Origin of the sequence: Nocardia sp. NPDC050717 (assembly GCF_040654275.1) — a bacterium.
Taxonomy (GTDB): Bacteria; Actinomycetota; Actinomycetes; order Mycobacteriales; family Mycobacteriaceae; genus Nocardia.
This window is the reverse complement of sequence record NZ_JBFAHR010000013.1, coordinates 1-22,519: the sequence shown is the minus strand read 5'-3', so window position 1 is coordinate 22,519 and position 22,519 is coordinate 1. Positions and strand designations below refer to the sequence as shown.

Annotated in this window: 24 protein-coding genes; 15 read left to right on the top strand and 9 right to left on the bottom strand. The window is 68.6% G+C overall.

Annotated elements, in window-relative coordinates; all coding sequences use genetic code 11:
* Entirely contained in the window at positions 1–798 is a 798-nt protein-coding gene (locus AB0H56_RS23740; RefSeq protein WP_357167211.1) for an SDR family oxidoreductase, read from the bottom strand.
* Entirely contained in the window at positions 795–1,982 is a 1,188-nt protein-coding gene (locus AB0H56_RS23735) for an acyl-CoA dehydrogenase family protein (RefSeq protein ID WP_357167209.1), read from the bottom strand. Before AB0H56_RS23735 ends, AB0H56_RS23740 begins: the two co-directional genes overlap by 4 nt.
* 55 nt (positions 1,983–2,037) lie before the next feature.
* On the opposite strand from AB0H56_RS23735, the gene AB0H56_RS23730 reads away from it, so the two are divergent.
* The 8 genes from AB0H56_RS23730 (at position 2,038) to AB0H56_RS23695 (ending at position 10,404) form a co-directional block, all read left to right on the top strand.
* A complete protein-coding gene (locus AB0H56_RS23730) occupies positions 2,038–3,585 on the top strand; it encodes a FadD3 family acyl-CoA ligase (RefSeq protein WP_357167207.1) in 1,548 nt (515 codons plus the stop codon).
* Positions 3,582–4,430 carry an enoyl-CoA hydratase gene (locus tag AB0H56_RS23725; protein ID WP_357167205.1) on the top strand — a complete coding sequence of 283 codons (849 nt, stop codon included), beginning with the start codon at positions 3,582–3,584 and terminating at the stop codon, positions 4,428–4,430. Before AB0H56_RS23730 ends, AB0H56_RS23725 begins: the two co-directional genes overlap by 4 nt.
* Positions 4,427–5,569: an acyl-CoA dehydrogenase family protein gene (locus AB0H56_RS23720; protein ID WP_357167203.1), complete on the top strand. Its 1,143-nt coding sequence runs from the start codon at positions 4,427–4,429 to the stop codon at positions 5,567–5,569. The genes AB0H56_RS23725 and AB0H56_RS23720 overlap by 4 nt, the downstream gene beginning before the upstream one ends.
* 28 nt (positions 5,570–5,597) lie before the next feature.
* On the top strand, positions 5,598–6,659 hold the full coding sequence (locus tag AB0H56_RS23715) for an acyl-CoA dehydrogenase family protein (protein WP_357167201.1): 1,062 nt from the start codon (positions 5,598–5,600) through the stop codon (positions 6,657–6,659).
* A gap of 12 nt (positions 6,660–6,671) precedes the next feature.
* The gene (locus tag AB0H56_RS23710; RefSeq protein WP_357167199.1) at positions 6,672–7,721 is read left to right on the top strand and encodes an acyl-CoA dehydrogenase family protein; all 1,050 of its coding nucleotides are present in this window, start codon (positions 6,672–6,674) and stop codon (positions 7,719–7,721) included.
* Between the two features lie 124 nt (positions 7,722–7,845).
* A complete protein-coding gene (locus AB0H56_RS23705; RefSeq protein ID WP_357167197.1) occupies positions 7,846–8,298 on the top strand; it encodes a MarR family transcriptional regulator in 453 nt (150 codons plus the stop codon).
* A gap of 15 nt (positions 8,299–8,313) precedes the next feature.
* Entirely contained in the window at positions 8,314–9,564 is a 1,251-nt protein-coding gene (locus tag AB0H56_RS23700; RefSeq protein ID WP_357167195.1) for an MFS transporter, read from the top strand.
* A 90-nt stretch (positions 9,565–9,654) separates the two neighbouring features.
* On the top strand, positions 9,655–10,404 hold the full coding sequence (locus AB0H56_RS23695) for a DUF427 domain-containing protein (RefSeq protein ID WP_357167193.1): 750 nt from the start codon (positions 9,655–9,657) through the stop codon (positions 10,402–10,404).
* Here AB0H56_RS23695 and AB0H56_RS23690 read toward each other — a convergent pair whose 3' ends face one another.
* Positions 10,405–10,794 (bottom strand): hypothetical protein, encoded by a 390-nt coding sequence (locus tag AB0H56_RS23690; RefSeq protein ID WP_357167190.1) that lies wholly within the window; start codon positions 10,792–10,794, stop codon positions 10,405–10,407.
* A gap of 2 nt (positions 10,795–10,796) precedes the next feature.
* Complete coding sequence (locus AB0H56_RS23685; RefSeq protein WP_357167187.1) at positions 10,797–11,972, bottom strand: Rieske 2Fe-2S domain-containing protein; 1,176 nt, start codon at positions 11,970–11,972, stop codon at positions 10,797–10,799.
* Positions 11,973–12,166: 194 nt separating this feature from the next.
* Here AB0H56_RS23685 and hsaA point away from each other — a divergent pair, with 194 nt between their 5' ends.
* Genes hsaA through hsaB form a run of 4 tightly spaced genes read left to right on the top strand, consistent with a single transcriptional unit; the run spans position 12,167 to position 15,702 of the window.
* Positions 12,167–13,330, top strand: a complete 1,164-nt coding sequence (gene hsaA / locus AB0H56_RS23680; protein ID WP_110037491.1) for a 3-hydroxy-9,10-secoandrosta-1,3,5(10)-triene-9,17-dione monooxygenase oxygenase subunit — start codon at positions 12,167–12,169, stop codon at positions 13,328–13,330.
* Positions 13,331–13,333: 3 nt separating this feature from the next.
* The gene (gene hsaD / locus AB0H56_RS23675; protein ID WP_357167183.1) at positions 13,334–14,206 is read left to right on the top strand and encodes a 4,5:9,10-diseco-3-hydroxy-5,9,17-trioxoandrosta-1(10),2-diene-4-oate hydrolase; all 873 of its coding nucleotides are present in this window, start codon (positions 13,334–13,336) and stop codon (positions 14,204–14,206) included.
* Positions 14,203–15,108 (top strand): iron-dependent extradiol dioxygenase HsaC, encoded by a 906-nt coding sequence (gene hsaC / locus AB0H56_RS23670; protein WP_280217141.1) that lies wholly within the window; start codon positions 14,203–14,205, stop codon positions 15,106–15,108. Before hsaD ends, hsaC begins: the two co-directional genes overlap by 4 nt.
* An 18-nt stretch (positions 15,109–15,126) precedes the next feature.
* Positions 15,127–15,702 (top strand): 3-hydroxy-9,10-secoandrosta-1,3,5(10)-triene-9,17-dione monooxygenase reductase subunit, encoded by a 576-nt coding sequence (hsaB, locus tag AB0H56_RS23665; protein ID WP_357167179.1) that lies wholly within the window; start codon positions 15,127–15,129, stop codon positions 15,700–15,702.
* A gap of 149 nt (positions 15,703–15,851) precedes the next feature.
* Here the strand turns inward: hsaB and AB0H56_RS23660 are convergent, their stop codons facing one another.
* Both AB0H56_RS23660 and AB0H56_RS23655 read right to left on the bottom strand, forming a co-directional pair.
* A complete protein-coding gene (locus AB0H56_RS23660) occupies positions 15,852–16,100 on the bottom strand; it encodes a hypothetical protein (protein ID WP_357167176.1) in 249 nt (82 codons plus the stop codon).
* A 132-nt stretch (positions 16,101–16,232) separates the two neighbouring features.
* The gene (locus tag AB0H56_RS23655; RefSeq protein WP_357167173.1) at positions 16,233–17,054 is read right to left on the bottom strand and encodes a saccharopine dehydrogenase NADP-binding domain-containing protein; all 822 of its coding nucleotides are present in this window, start codon (positions 17,052–17,054) and stop codon (positions 16,233–16,235) included.
* Positions 17,055–17,084: 30 nt separating this feature from the next.
* On the opposite strand from AB0H56_RS23655, the gene AB0H56_RS23650 reads away from it, so the two are divergent.
* On the top strand, positions 17,085–17,672 hold the full coding sequence (locus AB0H56_RS23650) for a TetR/AcrR family transcriptional regulator (protein WP_357167170.1): 588 nt from the start codon (positions 17,085–17,087) through the stop codon (positions 17,670–17,672).
* A 66-nt stretch (positions 17,673–17,738) separates the two neighbouring features.
* On the top strand, positions 17,739–18,290 hold the full coding sequence (locus AB0H56_RS23645; RefSeq protein ID WP_357167167.1) for a YdeI/OmpD-associated family protein: 552 nt from the start codon (positions 17,739–17,741) through the stop codon (positions 18,288–18,290).
* A gap of 453 nt (positions 18,291–18,743) precedes the next feature.
* Here AB0H56_RS23645 and AB0H56_RS23640 read toward each other — a convergent pair whose 3' ends face one another.
* Positions 18,744–19,589 (bottom strand): GNAT family N-acetyltransferase, encoded by an 846-nt coding sequence (locus tag AB0H56_RS23640; protein WP_357167164.1) that lies wholly within the window; start codon positions 19,587–19,589, stop codon positions 18,744–18,746.
* A 479-nt stretch (positions 19,590–20,068) separates the two neighbouring features.
* Here AB0H56_RS23640 and AB0H56_RS23635 point away from each other — a divergent pair, with 479 nt between their 5' ends.
* Positions 20,069–20,431, top strand: a complete 363-nt coding sequence (locus tag AB0H56_RS23635) for a DUF559 domain-containing protein (protein ID WP_357167161.1) — start codon at positions 20,069–20,071, stop codon at positions 20,429–20,431.
* Positions 20,432–20,548: 117 nt separating this feature from the next.
* Here AB0H56_RS23635 and dmpG read toward each other — a convergent pair whose 3' ends face one another.
* Both dmpG and AB0H56_RS23625 read right to left on the bottom strand, forming a co-directional pair.
* A complete protein-coding gene (gene dmpG, locus AB0H56_RS23630; protein ID WP_232996288.1) occupies positions 20,549–21,598 on the bottom strand; it encodes a 4-hydroxy-2-oxovalerate aldolase in 1,050 nt (349 codons plus the stop codon).
* A 12-nt stretch (positions 21,599–21,610) separates the two neighbouring features.
* Entirely contained in the window at positions 21,611–22,516 is a 906-nt protein-coding gene (locus tag AB0H56_RS23625; protein ID WP_357167504.1) for an acetaldehyde dehydrogenase (acetylating), read from the bottom strand.
* Positions 22,517–22,519 lie beyond the last annotated feature (3 nt).

The window sequence follows — 22,519 nt, the reverse complement described above, 5'->3', positions numbered from 1 at the left end:
TCATGCGCGTTGACTGCTCACCGAGACCACCTCGCCGGTCAGGTACGAGGTGTAGTCGCTGGCCAGCATGGCGATGGTCGCGGCGACCTCCCACGGCTCGGCCGCGCGGCCGAAGGCCTCGCGCTCGCTGAGCGCGTCGAGCAGCTCGGTCGAGCTCACCTTGTCCAGGAACGGGTGCCTGGCGATGCTCGGCGCGACGGCGTTGATCCGCACCCCGAACTCCGCGGCCTCGACCGCGCTGCACCTGGTGAGCGCCATCACGCCCGCCTTGGCGGCGGCGTAGTGCGCCTGGCCGTGCTGCGCGCGCCAGCCGAGCACGCTGGCGTTGTTGACGATCACGCCGCCGTGGCCCGCCGAGCGGAAGTAGCCGAGCGCGGCCCTGGTGCAGCGGAAGGTGCCGGTCAGGGTGATGTCGAGGACCTGGTCCCACTGCTCGTCGGTCATGTCGACGACCGGGGTCTCGCCGCCGAGTCCGGCGTTGTTGACCATGATGTCGATCCGGCCGAGCTCCTTCGCGGACGCGGTGAGCAGCTCGTTCACCTGCGCGGTGTCGCGCACGTCGCAGACGACCGCGCCGACCTTGCGCTCGGGGAACTCCTTGGCCAGCAGCTCGGCGGTCTCGGTGAGCCTGCGCTCGTGCCAGTCGGAGACGACGACGTCGGCGCCCTCTTCCAGCAGCCTGCGCGCGGTGGACGAACCGATGCCGGTGCCCGCGGCGGCGGTGATGACGGCCTTGCGACCGGTCAGCAGGCCGTGGCCGGGAATGGACGGGGGCGGGACGGACAGTGGGCCGGTCACGGGCGAGCCTCTCGCGGCAGGCCGAGCACACGCTCGGCGATGATGTTGCGCTGCACTTCGTTCGAACCTCCGTAGATCGTGTCGGCGCGGCTGAACAGGTACAGCCGCTGCCATGCGGTCATGTCGTCGGGCCCGAGGACCAGCCCGGCGGCGCCCTGCACCGCCATGGCCAGTTCGCCGAGTCCGCGATGCCAGTTGCCCCACAACAGCTTCGACACCGACGCGCCGCCCGCGTCGTGGGTGTCCTCGCTCATGGTGCGCAGCGCGTGCGCGCGCAGCACCCGCAGGCCGACCCAGGCGCTGTCGATGCGGTCGGCGATCAGCGGGTCGTCCGCCGCGCCGGTGCGCCGGGCCAGTGCCTCGATGTCGGCGAGCTCGCGGGCGAAGCGGATCTGCTGGCCGAGCGTCGAGATGCCACGCTCGAAGGTCAGGGTGCCCATGGCGACGCGCCACCCGTCGCCCGGCTCGCCGACGACCAGGCCGGCCTCGGTGACGGCGTCGTCGAAGAACACCTCGTTGAATTCGGAGGTGCCGGTGAGCTGTTCGATCGGGCGCACCTCGATGCCCGGCTGGTTCATCGGAACCAGCAGGTAGGACAGGCCCTTGTGCCTGCTCGAGCCCTTCTCGGTGCGCGCGATGACGAAGCACCAGTCGGCGACGTGCGCGAGCGAGGTCCAGATCTTCTGGCCGTTGATCACCCACCTGTCGCCGTCGAGGCGGGCGGTCGTGCTCACCGCGGCCAGGTCGGAGCCCGCGCCCGGCTCCGAGTAGCCCTGGCACCACAGCTCGCCGACCGAGCGAACACCGGGCAGGAAGCGCCGCTTCTGCTCCTCGGTGCCGAAGGCGAGCAGGGTCGGGCCGAGCAGTTCCTCGCCCACGTGGGAGACCCGCGCCGGCGCGTCGGCCTTGGCGTACTCCTCGTGGAAGATCACCTGCTGGCGCACGCTGGCACCGCGGCCGCCGTATTCGACCGGCCAGCCGAGGCAGGTCCAGCCCGCCGCGGCGAGGTGCCGGTCCCAGGCCAGCCGCTCCTCGAAGAACTCGTGCTCGCGCCCGGGGCCACCGGTGCCACGCAGGTCACGGAACTCTCCGGACAGGTTTTCGGCCAGCCAGTCGCGTATTTCCGCGCAAAACTCCGCGTCGGAGGTCGCGGTATCGGAATCTGAGGTCTGGATCACGCCCACGTCGGTAGGATAACCTACCAAGCACTTGCTTTGTTAGCCGATTGGTGAGGACCCCGTGACACCCCCTGCACAGACCACCCCGCAGGCACTGCGTGACGTCGCCGCGGCGTACCAGGACGAACCGGCCCTGATCGACGGCGCGACCCGCCTGACCTGGGGCCAACTGCTCGACCAGGTCCGGATCGCGGCGCGCGCGCTGATCGCCCGTGGCATCGATTCCGGCGACCGGGTCGCCATGTGGGCGCCCAACACCCATCACTGGGTCGTCGCCGCCCTGGCCGCGCATTCCGTCGGCGCCGCGCTCGTGCCGCTCAACACCAGGTACATGGCGGCCGAGGCGGCCGACGTGCTGCGCCGGGTCGACGCGAAGGCACTGTTCGTCGCGGGCCCGTTCCTCGGTAGGGACCGGGCCGCCGAACTGCTCGCCGAGGCACCGGACCTGGCCATCGACACCGTCGTGGTGATCCCGGTCGAGGACGACTCCGCGCACGCCTCGACGCTCGCCTGGCCGGCACTGCTCGAGCTCGCCGAGACGGTGCCGGCGGAGACCGGCGAGGAACGCGCCGCCGCCGTCTCCCCCGACGACATCTCCGACATCCTGTTCACCTCCGGCACCACCGGCCGCAGCAAGGGCACGCTCGTCGCGCACCGGCAGGCGCTCGGCGTCGTGCGCGGCTGGGTCGAGTGCTCGACGCTGCGCGCGGGTGACAAGTACCTGATGATCCCGCCGTTCTTCCACAACTTCGGCTACAAGGCGGGCATTCTCGCGTGCCTGGTCACCGGCGCGACGATCGTGCCGCAGGCCACCTTCGACGTGCCGGCCACGCTGGCGATGATCGAGTCCGAGCGGATCACCGTGCTCACCGGTCCGCCGACGATCTACCAGACCATCCTCGAGCACCCGAAGCGCGGCGACCACGACCTGAGCTCGCTGCGCGTCGCGGTGACCGGCGCCGCGACCGTGCCGGTGGTGTTGATCGAGCGGATGCGCGACGACCTCGAGTTCGAGGTGGTCATCACCGCCTACGGCCTGTCCGAGTCGGCCGGTTTCGGCACCATGTGCAGGCCCGAGGACGACGCGGCCACCATCGCCAACACCTGCGGCGGCCCCATCGCCGACTTCGAACTGCGCCTGTCCGAAGCGGGCGAGGTGCTGCTGCGCGGCCCGAACGTGATGCTCGGCTACCTCGACGATCCCGAGGCCACCGCCGAGGCCATCGACGCCGACGGCTGGCTGCACACCGGCGACATCGGCATCGTCGACGAGCGCGGCTATCTCAAGATCACCGACCGGCTCAAGGACATGTACATCACCGGCGGGTTCAACGTGTATCCCGCCGAGATCGAACAGACCCTGGCCCGGCTCGACGGCGTCGCCGAGTCGGCCGTCATCGGCGTGCCCGACGAGCGGATGGGCGAGGTCGGCAAGGCCGTCGTCGTCCGCAAGGCCGGCTCGACGCTGACCGCCGAGGAGGTGCTCGCCTTCGCGGCGAGCAAGCTGGCCAATTTCAAGGTGCCCCGGCTCGTGGAGTTCCGCGACCAGCTGCCCTACAGCGCGGCGGGCAAGGTGCTCAAGCGCGAGCTACGTGAGGAGAAGTCGTGAGTCCGGAAACCGAGACCGAGGTCGTCACCTACGAGGTGCGCGGCGCGGTCGCCGTCGTCACCATGAACCGGCCCGAGTTCCGCAACGCGCAGAACTCGAAGATGACCTACGCCCTCGACGCCGCCTTCCAGCGCGCCGTCGAGGATCCCGAGGTCAAGGTGATCGTGCTGGCGGGCAACGGGAAACACTTCAGCGCGGGCCACGACATCGGCACGCCGGGGCGCGACCACGACGTGCACTACGACAACAAGGCCGTGCTGTGGTGGGACCATCTCGACCGTCCCGGCGGCGATCAGCGCTTCGCCCGCGAGTCCGAGGTGTACCTGGGCATGTGCCGTCGCTGGCGCGAGATCCCCAAGCCGATGGTAGCGATGGTGCAGGGCGCCTGCATCGCGGGCGGGCTGATGCTGGCCTGGGTGTGCGACCTGATCGTCTGCTCCGACGACGCGTTCTTCTCCGATCCCGTTGTCCGGATGGGCATTCCGGGTGTGGAGTACTTCGCCCACCCGTGGGTGATGGGGCCGCGCGCGGCCAAGGAATTCCTCTTCACCGGTGACCGGTTCGACGCCGCCCAGGCCAAGGAGTGGGGCATGGTCAACCGCGTCGTGCCGCGCGCCGAACTCGAGGCCGAGACGATGACGCTGGCCGAGAAGATCTCGGCCATGCCGCAATTCGGCCTCGCGCTCACCAAGAAGGCCGTCAACCAGGCCGAAGACCTGATGGGCCTGCGCAGCGGAATGGACTCGGTCTTCGGGCTGCACCATTTCGCGCACGCCCACAACGCCGAAGTCGGCGCCGACTCGCTCGGCGGGATGAACGCCCGCTCGATGAAGGAAATTTCATGAATCTCGATATCGACCCGGCAGTCCGGGAGTTCCAGCTGGAGGTGCGCGAGTTCCTCGCCACCAACGTCCCCCGGGAACCGCTGCCGTCGATGGACACCAAGGCGGGTTTCGAAGCACATCGCGAGTGGGAGGCCACGCTGGCCGACGCGCGCCTGTCGGCGGTGTCCTGGCCCGCCGAGTACGGCGGGCGTGACGCCTCCATCCTCGAATGGGTGCTCTTCGAGCAGGAGTACTACGCGGCGGGCGCGCCCGGCCGGGTGAGCCAGAACGGCATCTTCCTGCTGGCCCCGACCCTGTTCGAGCACGGCACCCCCGAACAGCTCGCCCGGTTCCTGCCGCGGATGGCCCGCGCCGACGACATCTGGGCCCAGGCGTGGTCGGAGCCCGAGTCGGGCAGCGACCTGGCGAGCCTGCGCTCGACCGCCCGGCGCACCGAGGGCGGCTGGCTGCTCAACGGCCAGAAGACCTGGAGTTCGCGTGCGGCGTTCGCGGATTGGGGCTTCGGCCTGTTCCGCAGCGACCCGGCGGCGCAGCGCCACCACGGCCTGACCTACGTGATGTTCCCGCTCACCGCCGAGGGCGTGAGTGTGCGCCCGATCCCGCAGCTCGACGGCGAGCCCGGCTTCGCCGAGATCTTCCTCGACGACGTGTTCGTCCCCGATTCCGACGTGATCGGCGGGGTCAACGAGGGCTGGCGCGTGGCCATGGCCACCTCGAGCAACGAGCGCGGCCTCTCGCTGCGCAGCCCCGGCCGCTTCAGCGCGACCGCGCAGCGCCTGATCGACCTGTGGTCCGAGACCGCCGAGCCCACCGACACCGCCGCGCGCGACGCCGTGGTGGACGCGTGGATCGGTTCGGAGGCCTACCGGCTGCACACCTTCGGCACCGTCACCCGGCTCACCGACGGCGGTCAGCTCGGCGCGGAGTCCTCGATCACCAAGGTGTTCTGGTCCGAGCTCGACATCGCCATGCACGAGACCGCGCTCGATCTGCTCGGCCCCGCCGCCGAGCTCAGCAGCAAGTGGACCGACGGCTACCTGTTCTCGCTGTCCGGCCCGATCTACGCCGGTACCAACGAGATCCAGCGCAACATCATCGCCGAGCGCATCCTCGGCCTGCCGCGGGAGAGCAAGCGATGAGCTCCCGCCCGATCACAGGAGGCTCGCGATGAGATTCGCGCTCAGCACCGAACAGCTCGACTTCGCGGCCGAGCTGCGCAAGATCCTCGAGGCCGGGCAGGTGCCCGCCGCCGTGCGCGCCTGGTCCGCCGGTGACACCGACAAGGGCCGCGCCCTGCTGCGCCAGCTCGCCGAGATGGGCGTCTTCGGCCTCATCGTCGACGAGAAGTACGACGGCGCCGACGCCACCCCGGTCGACCTGGTCGTCGCCCTGATCGAAACAGGGCGCGCCGCGCTGCCGGGCCCGGTGATCGAGTCCGCCGCCGTGATTCCCGCTCTGCTGCAACGTCTTCCCGACGCGGGCACCGCGCAGCAGAGGCTGCCCGCCTTGGCGAGCGGCGAATCGCTTGGCACCATCACCTTCGTCGATCCGCAGCGCGGCATCGCCCTCGACGCGGCGGCGGCCGATGTGGTGCTGCTCGCGGCGGGCGGTCGCCTCGCGCTCGGCCACAGCGCGGCGGACGCGCCCGGCGAGGTCAGCGCTACGGCCGCGCTCCACCAGGCCGATGTCGCGGAGCCGCTCAGCTCGATCGACCCGGCGCGCAAGCTTTTCCGCGTCGCCACCGGCACCACCCTCGCCGAGGGTGACGAGGTCGCGGCCGCGCTCGATCACGCCTTCGACGTCGGCGTGCTCGCCTGCGCCGCCCAGCTGCTCGGCGCGGGCCGGGCGATTCTCGAGCAGACCACCACCTACGCCAAGCAGCGCAAGCAGTTCGGCCGGGTGATCGGCGAGTTCCAGGCCGTGAAGCAGCAGCTCGCCGATGTGCTGATCGCGCTGGATCTGGCCGAGCCGCTGGTCTACCGCGCGGCGCTCACGCTGGATTCGGCCGATCGCGCCCGCGATGTGTCGGCCGCGCTCGTGGCCTGCGGCGACGCGGCACATCGCGCCGCGCGTGTCGGCCTCCAGGTGCACGGCGCCATCGGCTACACCGCCGAATGCGATCTGTCGCTGTGGCTCACCAGGGTTACCGCCCTGCGCACCGCCTGGGGCACCGCCGATTTCCATCGGGGCCGCATCGCGACCGCGCTGCGCGAGCCCGCCGCGGTCTGAGGGAGGAGTCTCATGTCATCGAACGAACTGCTCGAATTCAGGACCAGCGTGCGCGCGCTGCTGAGCAAGCACGCGACGCCCGCCGCACTCCGTGCCGCCATGGACACCGAGCTCGGGTACGACCCGAAGCTGTGGGCCATGCTGTGCGAGCAGGTGGGTGTCGCCGCGTTGGCGGTGCCGGAGGAGTGGGGCGGCGCCGGTGCCGGGCTGGTCGAATCACTCATGGTGGTGGGCGAACTCGGCGCCACGCTGGCCGGTGTCCCGATGCTCGGTTCCGCCGTCCTCGGTGTGCAGGCGATTCTGCTCGCCGGCGACGAGCAGGCCTGCGAACGCCTGCTGCCGGACCTGGCCGAGGGTTCGCGGACGGCGGCGCTGTGCTGGGCCGACGCGGCGGGCTGGGACTCCTCCGGCGTCCGGTCCGCCGACGGAAAGCTCGACGGCACAGCGCATTACGTGCTGCACGGGGCACAGGCACAGCTCCTGCTCGTGCTCACCGAGGAGGGCCTGTTCGAGACCACACCCGAGGCGGCGGGCGTCACTGTGACGCCGACGCCCGCCCTCGACCCCACCCGCAAGCTGGCCTCGATCACCTTCACCGGCACCCCCGCCACCCGGATCGGCACGGGCGACCCGGCCGCGCTGCGCACCCGCTTGCGCGAGATCGCCTGGGCCGCCGTCGCGGCGGAGCAGGTCGGCGCGGCAAGGCGCTGCCTGGACATGACGGTCGAGTACACCGCATCGCGCGTGCAGTTCGGCAGGCCGATCGGCAGCTTCCAGGCGCTCAAGCACCGGATGGCCGACATGTACGTGCTGGTGGAGTCGGCGGAGTCCACGGCGCTGGCGGCGGCACAGGCCCTCGCCGAGGACAGTGCGAGCGTGGCCGAGGACGTCTACGTGGCGCGCAAGCACTGCACGGAGACCTTCTCGCACGTCGCCGCGGAGACCATCCAACTGCACGGCGGCATCGCCATCACCTGGGAACACGACGCGCATCTCTACTTCAAGCGCGCACACGCCACCGCCGAACTGTTCGGCACCGGCCGCCGCCCGGTGGCGGCGTAGCCGCAGGTCAGAACCACTTCCGAAGCCCCGGTCGCCCCTTCGGCGGCCGGGGCTTCGGCGTGTGTGCGCCGTTTCACCGCACAACCCTGGTATTAGATAGTTAGCTTATGCAATAATATGGGGCGTGCAGCAGACAGAGCAGCCCTCCCCGGACGACATCGTGGTCGATCTCCTGGTGACTGCCGGTCGGCTCACCCGGCTCGCCGGGGCGATCAGTGATGACGACCTGCCCCGCGCGGTCCTGCGCGCCCTCGCCGTACTCGACGAGCACGGCGGCATGCGGGTCAGCGAGTTCGCCCGGATCGATCGATGTTCCCAACCGGCGGCAACGGCGCTGATCGGCCGACTCGTCGCCGACGGACTCGCTTCCCGCACGAAGGACCCGCAGGACTCCAGGGCGGTTCTCGTCGAACTGACCCCGGCGGGCCGAACCCGCCTCACCCAGGCCAGGCGCTCCTTCGCGGCCGCCGTGGCCCCCGGCCTCACCGATTTCGACCTCGATCGGCTGATCCGCCTCGACACCGACATGAACGACCTGCTGACAGCCCTGCGTGCGGTTGCCCGCGGTCACCAGTAACCATCAGGAGCGCTAGTGAGCATCCCCGAGTTGACTCGCGCCGACGACGACACCGCCGCCGCCACCTCGACCGGACAACCCAAGGCCGTCTGGGCCGTCGCCTTCGCGAGTGTCATCGCGTTCATGGGCATCGGTCTGGTCGACCCCATTCTCAAGCCGATCGGCGAACAGCTGCACGCGAGCCCCTCGCAGGTCTCGCTGCTGTTCACCAGCTACATGGCCGTCACCGGCGTCGCCATGCTGGTCACCGGCGTGATCTCCAGCCGCTTCGGCGCGAAGAAGACGCTGCTGTCCGGCCTGGCGATCATCATCGTGTTCGCCGCGCTGGCAGGCAGTTCGAGCACCATCGGCGAGATCATCGGCTTCCGCGCGGGTTGGGGACTCGGCAACGCGCTGTTCATCGCGACGGCGCTGGCCACCATCGTCGGCGCGGCCAGCGGCGGCGTGGCCAAGGCGATCATCCTCTACGAGGCCGCGCTCGGCATCGGCATCGCGACCGGACCGCTGCTGGGCGGGCTGCTCGGCGGAATCAGCTGGCGCGGACCGTTCTTCGGCGTCTCGGTGCTGATGACCATCGCCCTCGTCGCGATCGTCGTGCTGCTGCCCGAGATGCCCAAACCGGCCAAGCCGACCTCGATCACCGCGCCGTTCAAAGCCCTGCGCCACAGGGGCCTGCTGACCGTCAGCATCACCGCGCTGCTCTACAACTTCGGCTTCTTCACCCTGCTCGCCTACACCCCGTTCCCCCTGGACATGGGCACCTACGCGATCGGCTTCATCTTCTGCGGCTGGGGCATCCTGCTGGCGGTGGCCTCGGTGTTCTTCGCGCCGAAACTCCAGGCGCGCTTCGGCACCCTGCCGATGATGGCGGTCTCGCTGGCGCTGTTCGCCGCCGACCTGGCCGTGATGGGCCTGTTCGCCGAGCACAAGATCGTGCTGATCGTCGGCGTCGTGATCGCAGGCCTGTTCCTCGGTGTGAACAACACCCTGATCACCGAGGCCGTGATGATCTCGGCGCCGGTCGAGCGCTCCACCGCCTCGGCGGCCTACAGCTTCGTCAGGTTCGCCGGCGGCGCCGCGGCGCCGTGGGTGGCGGGCAAGCTCGGCGAGCACAGCATCTCGCTGCCCTTCTGGCTCGGTGCCGCGTGCACCGCCGCGGGCGTGGCGGTGCTGCTGCTCGGCCGTGGCGCCCTGGCCCATATCGACGACCACGACCCGGCCCCGCACAGCGTCGAGGAGGCCCAGGCCATCACCGTCGGCGACTGACCGGTCCCCGCCGAACCGCTCCCCTGCTCTGAGCAGCGGGAGCGGTTTTCGTCGGCGCGGGTGTCACCCGTCCGGCGTAGCGTCGAGGTCATGAGCGACGACAAGCGCGGGCGGGTCAGGACCGAGCGGGGCCAGAAGCGGGTGCGCGCCTATCTCGGCGGCCGGCTGGTGGCCGATACGCTGCGGCCGTTGCTGGTCTGGGAGATTCCCTACTATCCGACCTACTACGTCCCGCTGACCGATGTCCGGGCCGATCTGGAACCCAACGGAGCCGACGAGCACTCCCCCAGCCGGGGCGAGGGCACGGGCTACGACGTGGTGGTCGACGGCACGCGAGCCGAGGGCGCGGCGCTGCGCTACCCGGACTCACCGCTGCCGGATCTGAAAGACGCTGTGCGCCTGGACTTCGACACCTTCGATTGGTTCGAGGAGGACGAGCCGATCTTCGTCCACCCGCGCGATCCGTATGCGCGGGTCGACATCCTCGGCAGCTCACGGAATGTGCGCGTCGAGATCGACGGCGTCACCGTCGCCGACTCGTCCTCACCGCGCATCCTGTTCGAAACCGGTTTGCCCGCACGGTATTACCTGCCGCTGCCCGATGTCCGGATGGATCTGCTCAGCCCGTCCGACACGCACACCAGCTGCCCGTACAAGGGCACCGCCGACTACTGGAACGTGCGGGTCGGGGACAAGGAGTATCGCGACATCGTCTGGATCTACCGCACGCCGCTGCCGGAGAGTCAGAAGATCGCGGGCCTGGCCTGCTTCTACAACGAGAAGGTCGACATCTACCTCGACGGCGTCCGCCAGGACCGCCCCGACTCTCCGTTCAGCTGACTATTCGAGCACCTCGATGACGCCCTCGTCGACCGCCCACTTGATCGACTTCTCCAGCGAGGGACACGAATCCGGCCTGCCGGGCCGCGGGCCCTTCGCGTTGAGCGCCGCGAAGACCGGGCAGTGCGTCTCGGGCGGTTCGGTCCACTGCACCGAGGTCTGGTGCGCGCTGGACTTGCGCACCAGCACCTCCGACGAGCAGGCCTGACACCGCAGCGGTGTCAGGCCGTCGTCCAGATAGCGCTGCTTGTCGACCGTGGTCTGGGCCCGCACCGCGGCCTGCCGCGCCGGCTGATCGGCGAAGTCGGGGGCTTTGGCCCAGGTGGGTGGAGTCGATGCGCGCTGCTTCGACTCCGGCGAACCATGTGGATTGCCCGACCCCGGTAACATGGCTACACGCCCGCTTCCTCGGACTCGGCCCGGCGGCGCAGGTTCTCCGCCACCTCGGCCTCCCACGCCTCGTTCGCCTTGGTCGTGTCGACCTCGAACTCGAAGCGCTGCGTCATCTTGTCGGTGACATCGGCGACGTCCACGTAGAACTGGTCGTACCAGCGGCGCAGCTGGTAGACCGGGCCGTCCTCCTCGCACAGCAGCGGATTCTCGACCTTGGACTTGTGCTTCCAGATCTCGACGTCCTGCAGGAAGCCGTCGCCGAAGAAGGTGGTCATGGTCTGCGCCAGTTTGGTGGCGGTCGCGTCGTCGATGCCCTTGGGCTTCTCGACCGTCAGGCCCCACTGCAGCACGAACGAGTCCTGGCTGACCGGGTAGTGGCAGTTGATCAGCACGACCTTCATCTCGTACCCGCTGTAGATGTTGATCAGCGGGTTGATCATGTAGGACGGGCCGAAGTACGACGCCTCGGACTTCAGCAGCGTCTCACCGCCGTGCTTGGCCGCCATGCCCACGTCCGGGCGACCCTTGGTCTCCAGGAACTGGGTCGCCACATGGCCTTCGAAGACGTTCTTGAAGTACGTCGGGAAGGCGTAGTGGATGTAGAAGAAGTGCGCCATGTCCACGACGTTGTCGATGATCTCGCGGCAGTTGGCGCCCTCGATCAGCAGCGAGTTCCACGTCCAGTCGGTCCAGCCGCTGTCGTGGGTCTCGCTCGGGTTGCCCTCGGCGTCGGTGTACACGCCCTCGATGTGCGGGATCGTGACCTCCGGGGGCGGCTGATTGCCCTCGTGGTCGTGCCAGACGAACAGCTGGCCGTTGCGCTCGAGCGTCGTCCACTTCCTGGTGCGGGCCAGGGGCGGCACGCGGCGGCCGTAGGGGATCGACGTGCACTTGCCGCTGGCGCCCCAGCGCCAGTCGTGGAACGGGCAGGCGATGTCGTCGCCCTTCACCGTGCCCATGCTCAGGTCGCCGCCCATATGCCTGCAATAGGCGTCGAGCACGCGGATCTCGTCGTTGGTGTCGGTCCAGACCACGAGCTTGGTCCCGAAGATCTCGACCGCGTGCGGCTTACCGTCACGGAACGTCTTCGCGAGGCCGACACAGTGCCAGCCGCGCGCAAACCTTGTCGGCGTTGTGCCGACATCGAGTTCCCTCACCTTGGGGTTGACTGCCATCCCGAACCCTCCTTGTTCACTAGAACACGTTACAAAACGAGGCCGCTTCACGCCAGCTGTCCAGCGAACTTCGCTCCACGCCCTTGTTATATCCGAGGTGGGGCTATGTTCTCGACAGAAATGAGAACCTGTTCTAATCTCAGAGTCGAACAAGAACCGGTTGTCGATCCGACAAGGCAGGAGCGGGCTCCGAAATGACGCAAGAAGTGACCGAACGGGTCGAGGCACTGCTGCCGACACTGCGTGAACGTGCGCAGGAGGCCGAGGACCTGCGCCGCATTCCCGACGAATCCATGAAGGCGCTGCAGGAGACCGGCTTCTTCCGGCTGCTCCAGCCCAAGCAGTGGGGCGGCCACGCCGCCGACCCGGTGGTCTTCTACGACACCGTGCGCAAGATCGCCAGCGCCTGCGGCTCCACCGGTTGGGTCGCCGGCATCATCGGCGTGCACAATTGGCACCTCGCGCTGTTCGATCAGCAGGCCCAGGAAGACGTCTGGGGCGAGGACACCGATGTGCGCATCTCGTCCTCCTACGCCCCGATGGGCGCGGGCCAGGCCGTCGACGGCGGCTACATCGTGCGCGGTTCGTGGGCCTGGTCCTCGGGTTCCGATCACGCCACCTGGGCGGTGCTCGGCGGTCCGGTGATCAAGAACGGCAAGCCCGTCGACTTCGGCTCCTTCCTGATCCCGCGCTCGGACTACCGCATCGATGACGTCTGGAACGTCGTCGGCCTGCGCGGCACCGGCTCCAACACCGTCGTGGTCGAGGACGTCTTCGTCCCCACGCACCGGTTCCTGAGCTTCCGCGCGATGAGCGAGGGCCGCGCACCCGGCCTCGCACAGAACCCCGACGCCGTCTACAAGATGCCGTGGGGCACCATCCACCCGACCACCATCTCCGCGCCGATCGTCGGCATGGGCTACGGCGCCTACGAGGCGCACGTCGAGCACCAGGGCAAGCGCGTGCGCGCGGCCTTCGCCGGAGAGAACGCCAAGGACGATCCGTTCGCCAAGGTGCGCGTGGCCGAGGCGGCCAGCGACATCGACGCCGCGTGGCGTCAGCTCTCGGGCAATGTCGCCGAGGAGTACGCGCTGCTGCAGGCCGGCCAGGAAGTGCCGTTCGACCTGCGCGTGCGCGCCCGCCGCGACCAGGTCCGCGCGACCGGCCGGGTGATCGCCTCGATCGACAAGCTCTTCGAGTCCTCGGGCGCGACCGCCCTGGCCAACGGCACACCGCTGCAGCGCTTCTGGCGTGACGCGCACGCCGGGCGAGTGCACGCGGCCAACGATCCCGAGCGCGCCTACGTCATGTACGGCACGCACGAGTTCGGTCTGCCCGTCACCGACGCCATGGTGTAGCCGATGACCCAGACCGCTGAACTCACCTATGCATCGACCTCCCGCTACGCGCAGGTCACCCCCGAGCTGAAGCTGCACTACCACGAGGCGGGCGTCGGCAACGGCCCCACGATCGTGCTGCTGCACGGCGGCGGCCCCGGCGCCTCGGCGTGGTCGAACTTCGCCCGCAACATCCCGGTGCTGGCCGAGAACTTCCACGTGATCGCGCTCGATCAGCCCGGCTTCGGCAGGTCCGACAAGCCGGTCGACCACCCGCAGTACTTCGTGCACGCGTCCACCGCGCTGCTCGCGCTGCTGGACCACCTGCAGATCACCGACCGCGTGCACCTGCTCGGCAACTCACTCGGCGGCGGCACCTCGGTGCGCTTCGCCCTCGACAACCCCAAGCGCGCTGGCAAGCTCGTGCTGATGGGCCCCGGTGGGCTGAGCACCAACCTGTTCGCGCCCGATCCGACCGAGGGTGTCAAGCTGCTCTCGGCCTTCAGCTACGCGCCGACCAGGGAGAACCTGGAGAAGTTCCTGCGGATCATGGTCTTTGACCAGTCGCTGATCACCGAGGAACTGATCGACGAGCGCTTCGCCCTGGCGAGCACCCCCGAATCGCTGGCCGCCGTGCGCGCGATGGGCAAGTCCTTCGCCGGCGCCGACTTCGAGAAGGGCATGCTGTGGCGTGACGCGTACAAGCTGCGCCAGCCGGTACTGCTCATCTGGGGTCGCGAGGATCGGGTCAACCCGCTCGACGGCGCGCTCGTCGCCACCAAGGTGATCCCGCGCGTGCAGTTGCATGTGTTCGGTGGCTGCGGCCACTGGGCCCAGCTGGAGAAGTTCGACGAGTTCAACCGGCTCACCCTCGATTTCCTCGGAGACAAGCAATGAGCATTCGTGCCCTGGGCTACATGCGCATCGAGGCCACCGACATGGCGGCCTGGCGCGAGTACGGCCTCAAGGTGCTCGGCATGATGGAGGGCTCCGGGAACAATCCCGACGCGCTCTACCTGCGCATGGACGATTTCGCCGCCCGGCTGGTGATCGTCCCCGGCGAGCAGGACCGCCTTCTCGTCTCGGGCTGGGAGGTCACCGACGCGCGTGGCCTGCAGCAGCTGCGCGAGACCCTGGACAAGGCCGGGGTCGACTACACCGAGGGCACCAAGGAAGAACTGGGCGAGCGCCGCGTCGAGGGCATGATCCGGTTCCAGGATCCCTCGGGCAACACCCTCGAGGCGTTCTACGGCGCGCAGTACCTGGGCCGCCGCTTCGTGAGCCCCTACGGCCACAAGTTCGTCACCGCCGAGCAAGGTCTCGGCCACGTGGTGCTGACCTGCACCGACGATGCCGCCGCCCAGGCGTTCTACCAGGACGTGCTCGGTTTCCGGCTGCGCGACTCCATGCGCCTGCCCCCGCAGATGGTCGGCCGTCCCGCCGACGGCGATCCGGCCTGGCTGCGCTTCTACGGCTGCAACCCGCGCCACCACGCGCTGGCGTTCCTGCCGCTGCCGAACCCGACCGGCATCGTGCACCTCATGGTCGAGGTGGAGAACTCCGACGATGTCGGCCTCTGCCTGGACCGCGCCCTGCGCAAGAAGGTGAAGATGTCGGCCACCCTCGGCAGGCACATCAACGACAAGATGCTGTCCTTCTACATGAAGACCCCGGGCGGCTTCGACATCGAATTCGGCTGCGAGGGACTGGAAGTCGACGATGACGACTGGGTCGCCCGCGAATCCACCGCGGTCAGCCTGTGGGGCCACGACTTCACCGTCGGATTCAAGCAGGACTAGGGAATGGCGGCGACGGACATGACCGAACAGACACCGGCGATCGACGGCCGGCAATTCCGTAACGTGCTGGGGCAGTTCTGCACCGGCATCACCGTGATCACCGCGCTCGATCCCGAAGGGGAGCCGATCGGGTTCGCCTGTCAGTCCTTCGCCGCGCTCTCCCTCGATCCGCCGCTCGTGCTGTTCTGCCCCACCAAGGGGTCGCGCTCGTGGGCGGCGATCGAGGCGGCGGGCAAGTTCTGCGTGAACGTGCTCGCCGAGGAACAGCAGCCGACCTGCGCGCGCTTCGGTTCCCGCGAGGCCGACAAGTTCGCCGGAGTCCCTTGGCACACTTCGGATCTCGGCGTGCCCGTGCTCGACGATTCGCTGGCCACCATCGAGTGCACGGTCGACTCCGTGGTCGACGGCGGTGACCACTACATCGTGATCGGCCGCGTCCAGTCGCTCGCGGAATCCGCGACGACCAACGGCCGCCCGCTGCTGTTCTACCGCGGCCAGTACACCGGCATCGAGCCGGACAAGACCACGCCCGCACCCTGGCGCGCGGACCTGGACCACTTCCTCACGACGACCAGCCTCGACACCTGGTTGTGAGTCTCGGTAGCCCCGTTCGTCTTCCGGCGAACGGGGTCATGGACCGGTGCGGAGCACGAGCCCAGTTGCAGCACGGCCGATTCCTGGGTACGCCCGATTCCGCTGCATGGAGGGACCCGAGCGCATGAAGCCTGCCTCCACGGCGCGGCTCAGTGGGCGGCGAGCAATGCGGTGAGAAGCGCGGATGAGAGTGTCGCCGTGTTGGTTTCGGGGGACGACCAGCTGCGGGTGGTGATCGTCATCGCGGTCGGGTCGGGGTGGCCGATGCAGTGTGGGGCGAAGGCAGTGAAGAAGCGGTCCGGGTCGAGCAGGGTCTCGGGGGCGTGCACGCCCGGATTCGGGGCGGCGGCCATGAGCAGAGCGCCGACAGCCAGTGGGACGCCGGTGTTCTCGGCCATCGACAGGCCGGGGACCTGGCACAGGGCGGTGGCCGCCGTCGCGGGTGCGCCGTCGCGCAGGCCGGTGGCGAGCGCGAACAGCGGCGGGAGGCCACCAGCGGCGACGAGCGTCGCCGGGTCGGCGGGGAGCAGTCACTCGACGCGGACGGCGAGGCGGGCCGCCCGGTCGAGCGTCAGCAGGCGGTGATCGATGGACCAGCGCAGCGCGCGCAAGGCGGCCGTGGTCGGGCGATCGGCGACGACCACCGAGGTCGCGGCGCGCAGGCCGGGAAAGGCCAGCGGCAAGGTGATCGCCTCCGGGTGCCCGAAGCTGCGGCCCTCGCCAGTGCCGAGGCCGGGGTAGTCGAGCCGGAAACGTTCCAGCGCAGGGCGTTCGGTGCGCTCGCCGTTGCGCGTCACCGGGATGTTCCCGCTGATCTGACGCATGCCGTGGACGACCGCGGCCGTCGGGCCCGCGGTTTCCGCTTCGGTGTGGGCCGAGTGGATGTTCCAGCCGGTGACCAGGGAGTCGACTTCGTCGAGTTCGGCACCGGCCCGCACCGCGAGCAGGTTGGCGACGCCGGGGCTGGCGCCCATGCCGAGTAGCGCGGTCACGCCTGCCGCCTTGGCCCGCGCGTCCAGTTCCAGCATGTCGACGGTCGGTTGCGGGTCGTCGCAGATGTCGATGTAGTCGCAGCGCGCGTCGATCGCGGCGGACAGGATCGGTGGGCCGAAGCGGAAGTACGGGCCGACCGTGTTCACCACGAGGTCCGCCTCGCGCAGTGCCCGCGTCAGCGCCGGACCGTCGGTCACGTCGAGGCCGCGCGCGTCGGCGTCCAGCTCCGCGGCGACCTTGCGTGCCGCTGCCTCGTCCCGATCGGCGATCGTCAGGGTGCTCACCCCGCTGTCAGCTCGTAGGATCCGCGCCGCGACCCGGCCCATCTCCCCTGCCCCACCCAGTGCCAGAACTCGCATGTCGGCCTCCCCTTGAATATATTGACTAACATGACAGTAAATAAAGTCGGCCGCCCGAGCAAGGCCAAGGAGCGGGGCGCACAGATCCTGCGGGCCGCGCGCTCGGTGGTCGCGGCCGACGGATTCGCGAACACGACGCTGTCGCGCGTCGCCGCGGCGGCGGGCGTGCAGAGAACCCTCGTGCTGCACTACTTCGGCAGCAGGGACGGACTCATGCAGGCGTTCATCACCGACGCCGTGGCGGAGTACGGCGACACCCTGTTGCGCCTGGGCGCCGACTCCCCGATCGAGGATCGGGTGGCGCGGATGTTCGAGCCGGGCGCCTACGCGCAACGCGACGACCTGGTCGTGTGGTGTGAGCTCGTCGCTCTCGCCGCCCGCGAACCGGTTGTCCGCCAACGACTCACCGAACTCTGGAACGAACGCTGGCTACCCGGCCTGGAGCACCAACTCGGTACCGCCTACCCGGCGGCATCGCCCGAACAGGTCTCCGCCACCGCCTACGCCCTCGCCTGCCTCTTCGAAGCCCACTGGGCCTTCCACCTCCAGGGCGTCGACCGCACCGAGCACGCCAAGCAGGGTGCCCGCACCTTGCTGACCGCCCTCGCCATCGCCTGATTCTCCGGACAACGTCGCGAGAAAACTGCTCATTTGATGAGCACTTTGGCGAGCAGGATGGTTCTCATGAACGCGAGCATCGAATTCATCACCTGCGTCGACGCCGCCGAATGGGAGACGTGGCTGGCCGACAACCACGCCGACGCGGGCGAAGTATGGGTACGAATCGCCAAGAAGGGCGCCCCCGAGCCCTCGGTGACGATCACCGAGACGCTCGCCGGCGCCCTCTGCTACGGCTGGATCGACAGTCATCGCCGCACCCTCGACACCCACCACTACCTGCAGCGCTACTCCCCCCGCCGAGCCCGCAGCCCCTGGTCGCAGGTCAATGTCGAGAAAGCCGAAGCGCTCATCGCAGCAGGACGGATGCGCCCCGCCGGTTTCGCGGCGATCGAGGAAGCGATAGCCGACGGCCGCTGGGCCGGCGCCTACGAACGCCAGCGCACCGCCGAAACCCCACCCGACCTCCTCGCCGCCCTCGACGCCACCCCCGCCCGCCGCACCGCCTACAACGCCCTGAGCCGCTCCGAGCAATACCGACTCTTCCTCCCGATCCTCAAAGCCACCGACCCCACCACCCGCGCGAACCGAATCACCCAGGCGATCAAGACCCTGTGACCACACCCTGGCGAGTCGCCCGGTGTCCAGGTCCGTTCGGCCTCGCCGACGACCGAGCTCCGCCCACCCGGCGGTGGCGGCGTGGAGCGGGCGTGCATGCCGTCGCTGTTGCCCCACGCACCGGTGAGCGCGTCGACGGCCAGTGACGCTGTCGTGGCTGCTACGCAACCTGCCCACTCACAACCCGCCTCGTGGCCATGGCCCGCGCACGCTCCGTGTCCAAGGCCCGCGCAGCACCCGGCGACCACAGCTCGCACGCAACACCCAGCGACCACAGCACCCAGCGACCAACGGCTGGCGCAGTACTCGGCGACCAAGCTTCCGCTCAGCGACCAAGGTCCGCACGCCCGGCATGGAGCGACGATGTGGCGCTGGAACCGGTCGACGCCGTATCGCCGCGCCATTAATCCAGGGGGATGGCGTCCCGGCAGCTGAGCGGAGGCCACCCGGTGGTCACACCTCTTTGACGAGTACCGCGCGGGTGTAGAGGAGTGAAAATCCTCGGCCCTGGACGTTTCGCTGGGATTTGGAGCCGGGCTGGGTGGTGACGACCGCGAGGTCGCAGCCTTCTACAGCGGCTTCGGTCAATCGGGCGGACAGGAGGGCGGTCTGGACGCCGTGTCGCCGGTGCGCGACCAATGTCGACGCGCCCGCGAGGGACGCGATGCCGGCCGCGACGCGCATGTTCGCCGCGCCGGCCGGTGCGCCGTCGCGATAGGCGATATAGATCCGGGTGTCGTTGTCGGAAGCCATGTCTCGCATGACCGCAGCGAGTGCGTCGCGCGGGAATTCCTCATGCGCGGGGAGCCCGTCCTCGTCGGGATGGGCGAAGCCGTCGACGGCCACATCGAGCCACGTGTCGAAACCGTCCTCGTCGGCCCGCCGAACCTCGACGCCGGCCGGGGCCGCCCAGGTTCGCCCTGCGAGTTCGATTCCGAGCACGTCCTCGAACGACATGAGCCGGTATCCGCGCCCGGTGAGCTCCGCTCCGATCCGCGGATCCGCCAGATGCGCCAATTCGACCTGCACCGGAATTCCCACCGCCGCGTACGCCGCCTCGACGTCGTCCCACTCGGTCGAAGACGGAATTTCGCCGAACCCGATCCCGACGACCTTGTTCAACGGCGATCCCGGCTCCGCGAAACAGGCGGCCCCGCCACCGAACTCGCGAACGAACCCGCCGGCTCCGCGCGTTTTCGCCGCACGCACCGCCCCGACAATGGCGTCGACCTCGGCCCGCTCGATCCGAGCCCCGATCTCGCCCCCACAGAAAAACGTGCCCATCGCGCTTTCGCTCATCCCTCACTTATATCCTCCCCGTCCAGCGGTTTTCCCAGGTGGACAGTTGATCACCACGCCCTGGTGGCGGACCGTTCTCGGCCGATGCCGCCACCCTGCCCCTCCGACACAAACCCGCTGGTCAAGCGATCAGCACGCTCTGGTGACTCATCGGGTATTCGGCGGCGGCGATGTTCGGAACCCGATGGATCGATCCGGATCTTCCCGCGGAGATCGCGGTGCCTTCCTATCGACGGCCGCCCGCATGGATCAGGACTCGGCAGGTCCGCATAGCCGAGCACGAACTATGCGTTGTCGACGGATTTCCGGTGACGACTCCGAGTCGCACCGCGTTCGATCTCGCTCGAAATCTCGCGCCGGAGAACTCGCTACCGATACTCGACGCCCTTTGTCGGGCAACGAAACTCGCTCTCGACACCGTGACCGCTTTCGCCGCGGAACACCTGGGTGAGCGCGGTTGCGTGCGGATTCGCGAGATCATGCCGCTCGTCGACCCCGGGGCGGAATCGCCGCCGGAATCGCTGACGAGATTGTCGATCGTCCGAAGCGGGCTCCCGGCACCGGAGACCCAGATCGTGGTTCGCGACGAGGCCGGCGATTTCGTCGCCCGCCTCGACATGGGCTGGCGACAATGGCGGGTCGGCGTCGAATACGACGGCGCCCACCATTGGACCGATCCGGCCCAAAGGACGAAGGACATAGATCGCTCGGCGATCCTCGCCGACCTCGGCTGGCGAATAATCCGCGTGAGCGCGAGCCTCCTCTACCGCCGCCCCCACATCTTCCTCGACCGCATCCACTCAGCCCTCGCCGCGCGCGGCGCCCTAATCATGGACGGTTGATCACCACGCTCTGGTGGCGGCATCGGCCGAGAACGGTCCGCCACCACGGCGTGGTGATCGAGTGTCCAGCTGGTGGTATGGCGAACGGCGTGCCGGGGGCACGCCGTTCGGGGGAGGTCAGGCTGGGGTGGTGGCTTCGCGTTGGAGTTCCAAGGCGATGTCGATGAGCTGGTCTTCTTGGCCGCCTACGAGTTTGCGCTGGCCTGCTCGGACGAGCATTTCGGCGGCGGAGACGTTGTAGCGCTCCGCTTGGCGTTCGGCGTGGCGGAGGAAGCTGGAATAGACGCCGGCGTAGCCCATCATGAGAGCCTGACGGTCGAGCAGGCATTCGGTCGGCATGGCCGGGCGGACAACATCCTCCGCGGCGTCGGTCACGGCGAAGAAGTCGACGCCGGTCTTGATCCCGAGCTTGTCGCAGACGCCGATGAACGCTTCCACCGGAAGATTGCCCGCGCCCGCGCCGAAGCGCCGGGCCGAGCCGTCGATCTGGGTCGCGCCCGCGCGCACCGCGTAGACCGAATTCGCCACGGCCAGGCCAAGATTCTCATGGCCGTGGAAACCGACCTGGGCGTCGTCGCCGAGTTCGGCGACCAGGGCCGAGACCCGGTCCGACACCTGTTCGAGGACGAGCGCGCCCGCCGAGTCGACGACGTAGACGCATTGGCAGCCCGCGTCGGCCATGATGCGGGCCTGCTTGGCCAACTTCTCCGGGGTGGTGGAGTGGGCCATCATGAGGAAACCGACGGTCTCCAGGCCGAGTTCGCGCGCGAGCCCGAAATGCTGGATCGAGACGTCGGCCTCGGTGCAGTGGGTGGCGATGCGGCAGATGCTCGCGCCGTTGTCCTGGGAGATCTTGATGTCTTCTTTCACACCCACACCCGGCAGCATGAGGAAGGCGATCTTGGCCTGCTTGGCGGTTTCCGCGGCGGCCTTGATCAGTTCCTGCTCAGGGGTTTTGGAGAACCCGTAGTTGAACGAGGAACCACCGAGACCGTCACCGTGGGTCACCTCGATGACGGGAACACCCGAACCGTCGAGTGCGGCAACGATATTGCGCACCTCGTCCACGGTGAACTGGTGCCGCTTGTGATGGGAACCGTCACGCAGCGAGGTGTCGGTGACGCGCACATCGAGTTCGCCCGAGAAGGGCTTCAGGATATTTGTCATGGTCGAATCTCCTTACACCCGAGCCGAGATGATCTGGTCGGCCACCACATCACCCACACGGGTGGCGGCGGCGGTCATGATGTCGAGATTGCCCGCGTACGGGGGCAGGAAATCGCCGGCGCCTTCGACCTCGACGAAGATCGACACCTTCGCCATCCCACCCGAAACCACCGACGGATCATCGAACTGCGGATCGTTGAGCAACCGGTAACCGGGCACGTATTCCTGGATCGACTTCTCCATCGCGAAAATACTCGCCGCGATCGCGTCACGATCGGCGTCTTCGGGGATCGCGCAGAAAATGGTGTCCCGCATGATCATCGGCGGCTCGGCCGGATTCAAGATGATGATCGCCTTACCCCGCTGCGCCCCACCGATGGTCTCCACACCCTTGGAGGTGGTCTTGGTGAACTCGTCGATATTGGCGCGAGTCCCCGGTCCGGCCGACACCGACGACACCGACGCCACGATCTCGGCGTAGGCCACCGGCACCACCCGGGATACGGCCGCGACCATCGGAATGGTGGCCTGACCACCGCAGGTGATCATGTTGACATTCGGTGCATCGCGCAGCGAGTCCAGATTCACCGGCGGGATCACCGCCGGACCGACCGCGGCCGGGGTCAAATCGACCGCACGAATACCAGCGGCCGCATATTTGGGGGCGTACTCGCGGTGGACGTAGGCGGAGGTGGCCTCGAACAACAGGTCGGGTTTCTCCTCGAGCGCGAGTAGCCAGTCCGCGCCCTCAGCCGAGGTCTCCAGACCGAGTCCACGGGCCCGCTTCAACCCTTCGCTGTCGGGGTCGATGCCGATCATCCAACGGGGTTCGATCTTGTCCGAGCGCAGCAGCTTGTAGAGCAGGTCGGTGCTGATGTTGCCGGACCCCACGATCGCGGCGGTGACTTTGCTGGTCACAGT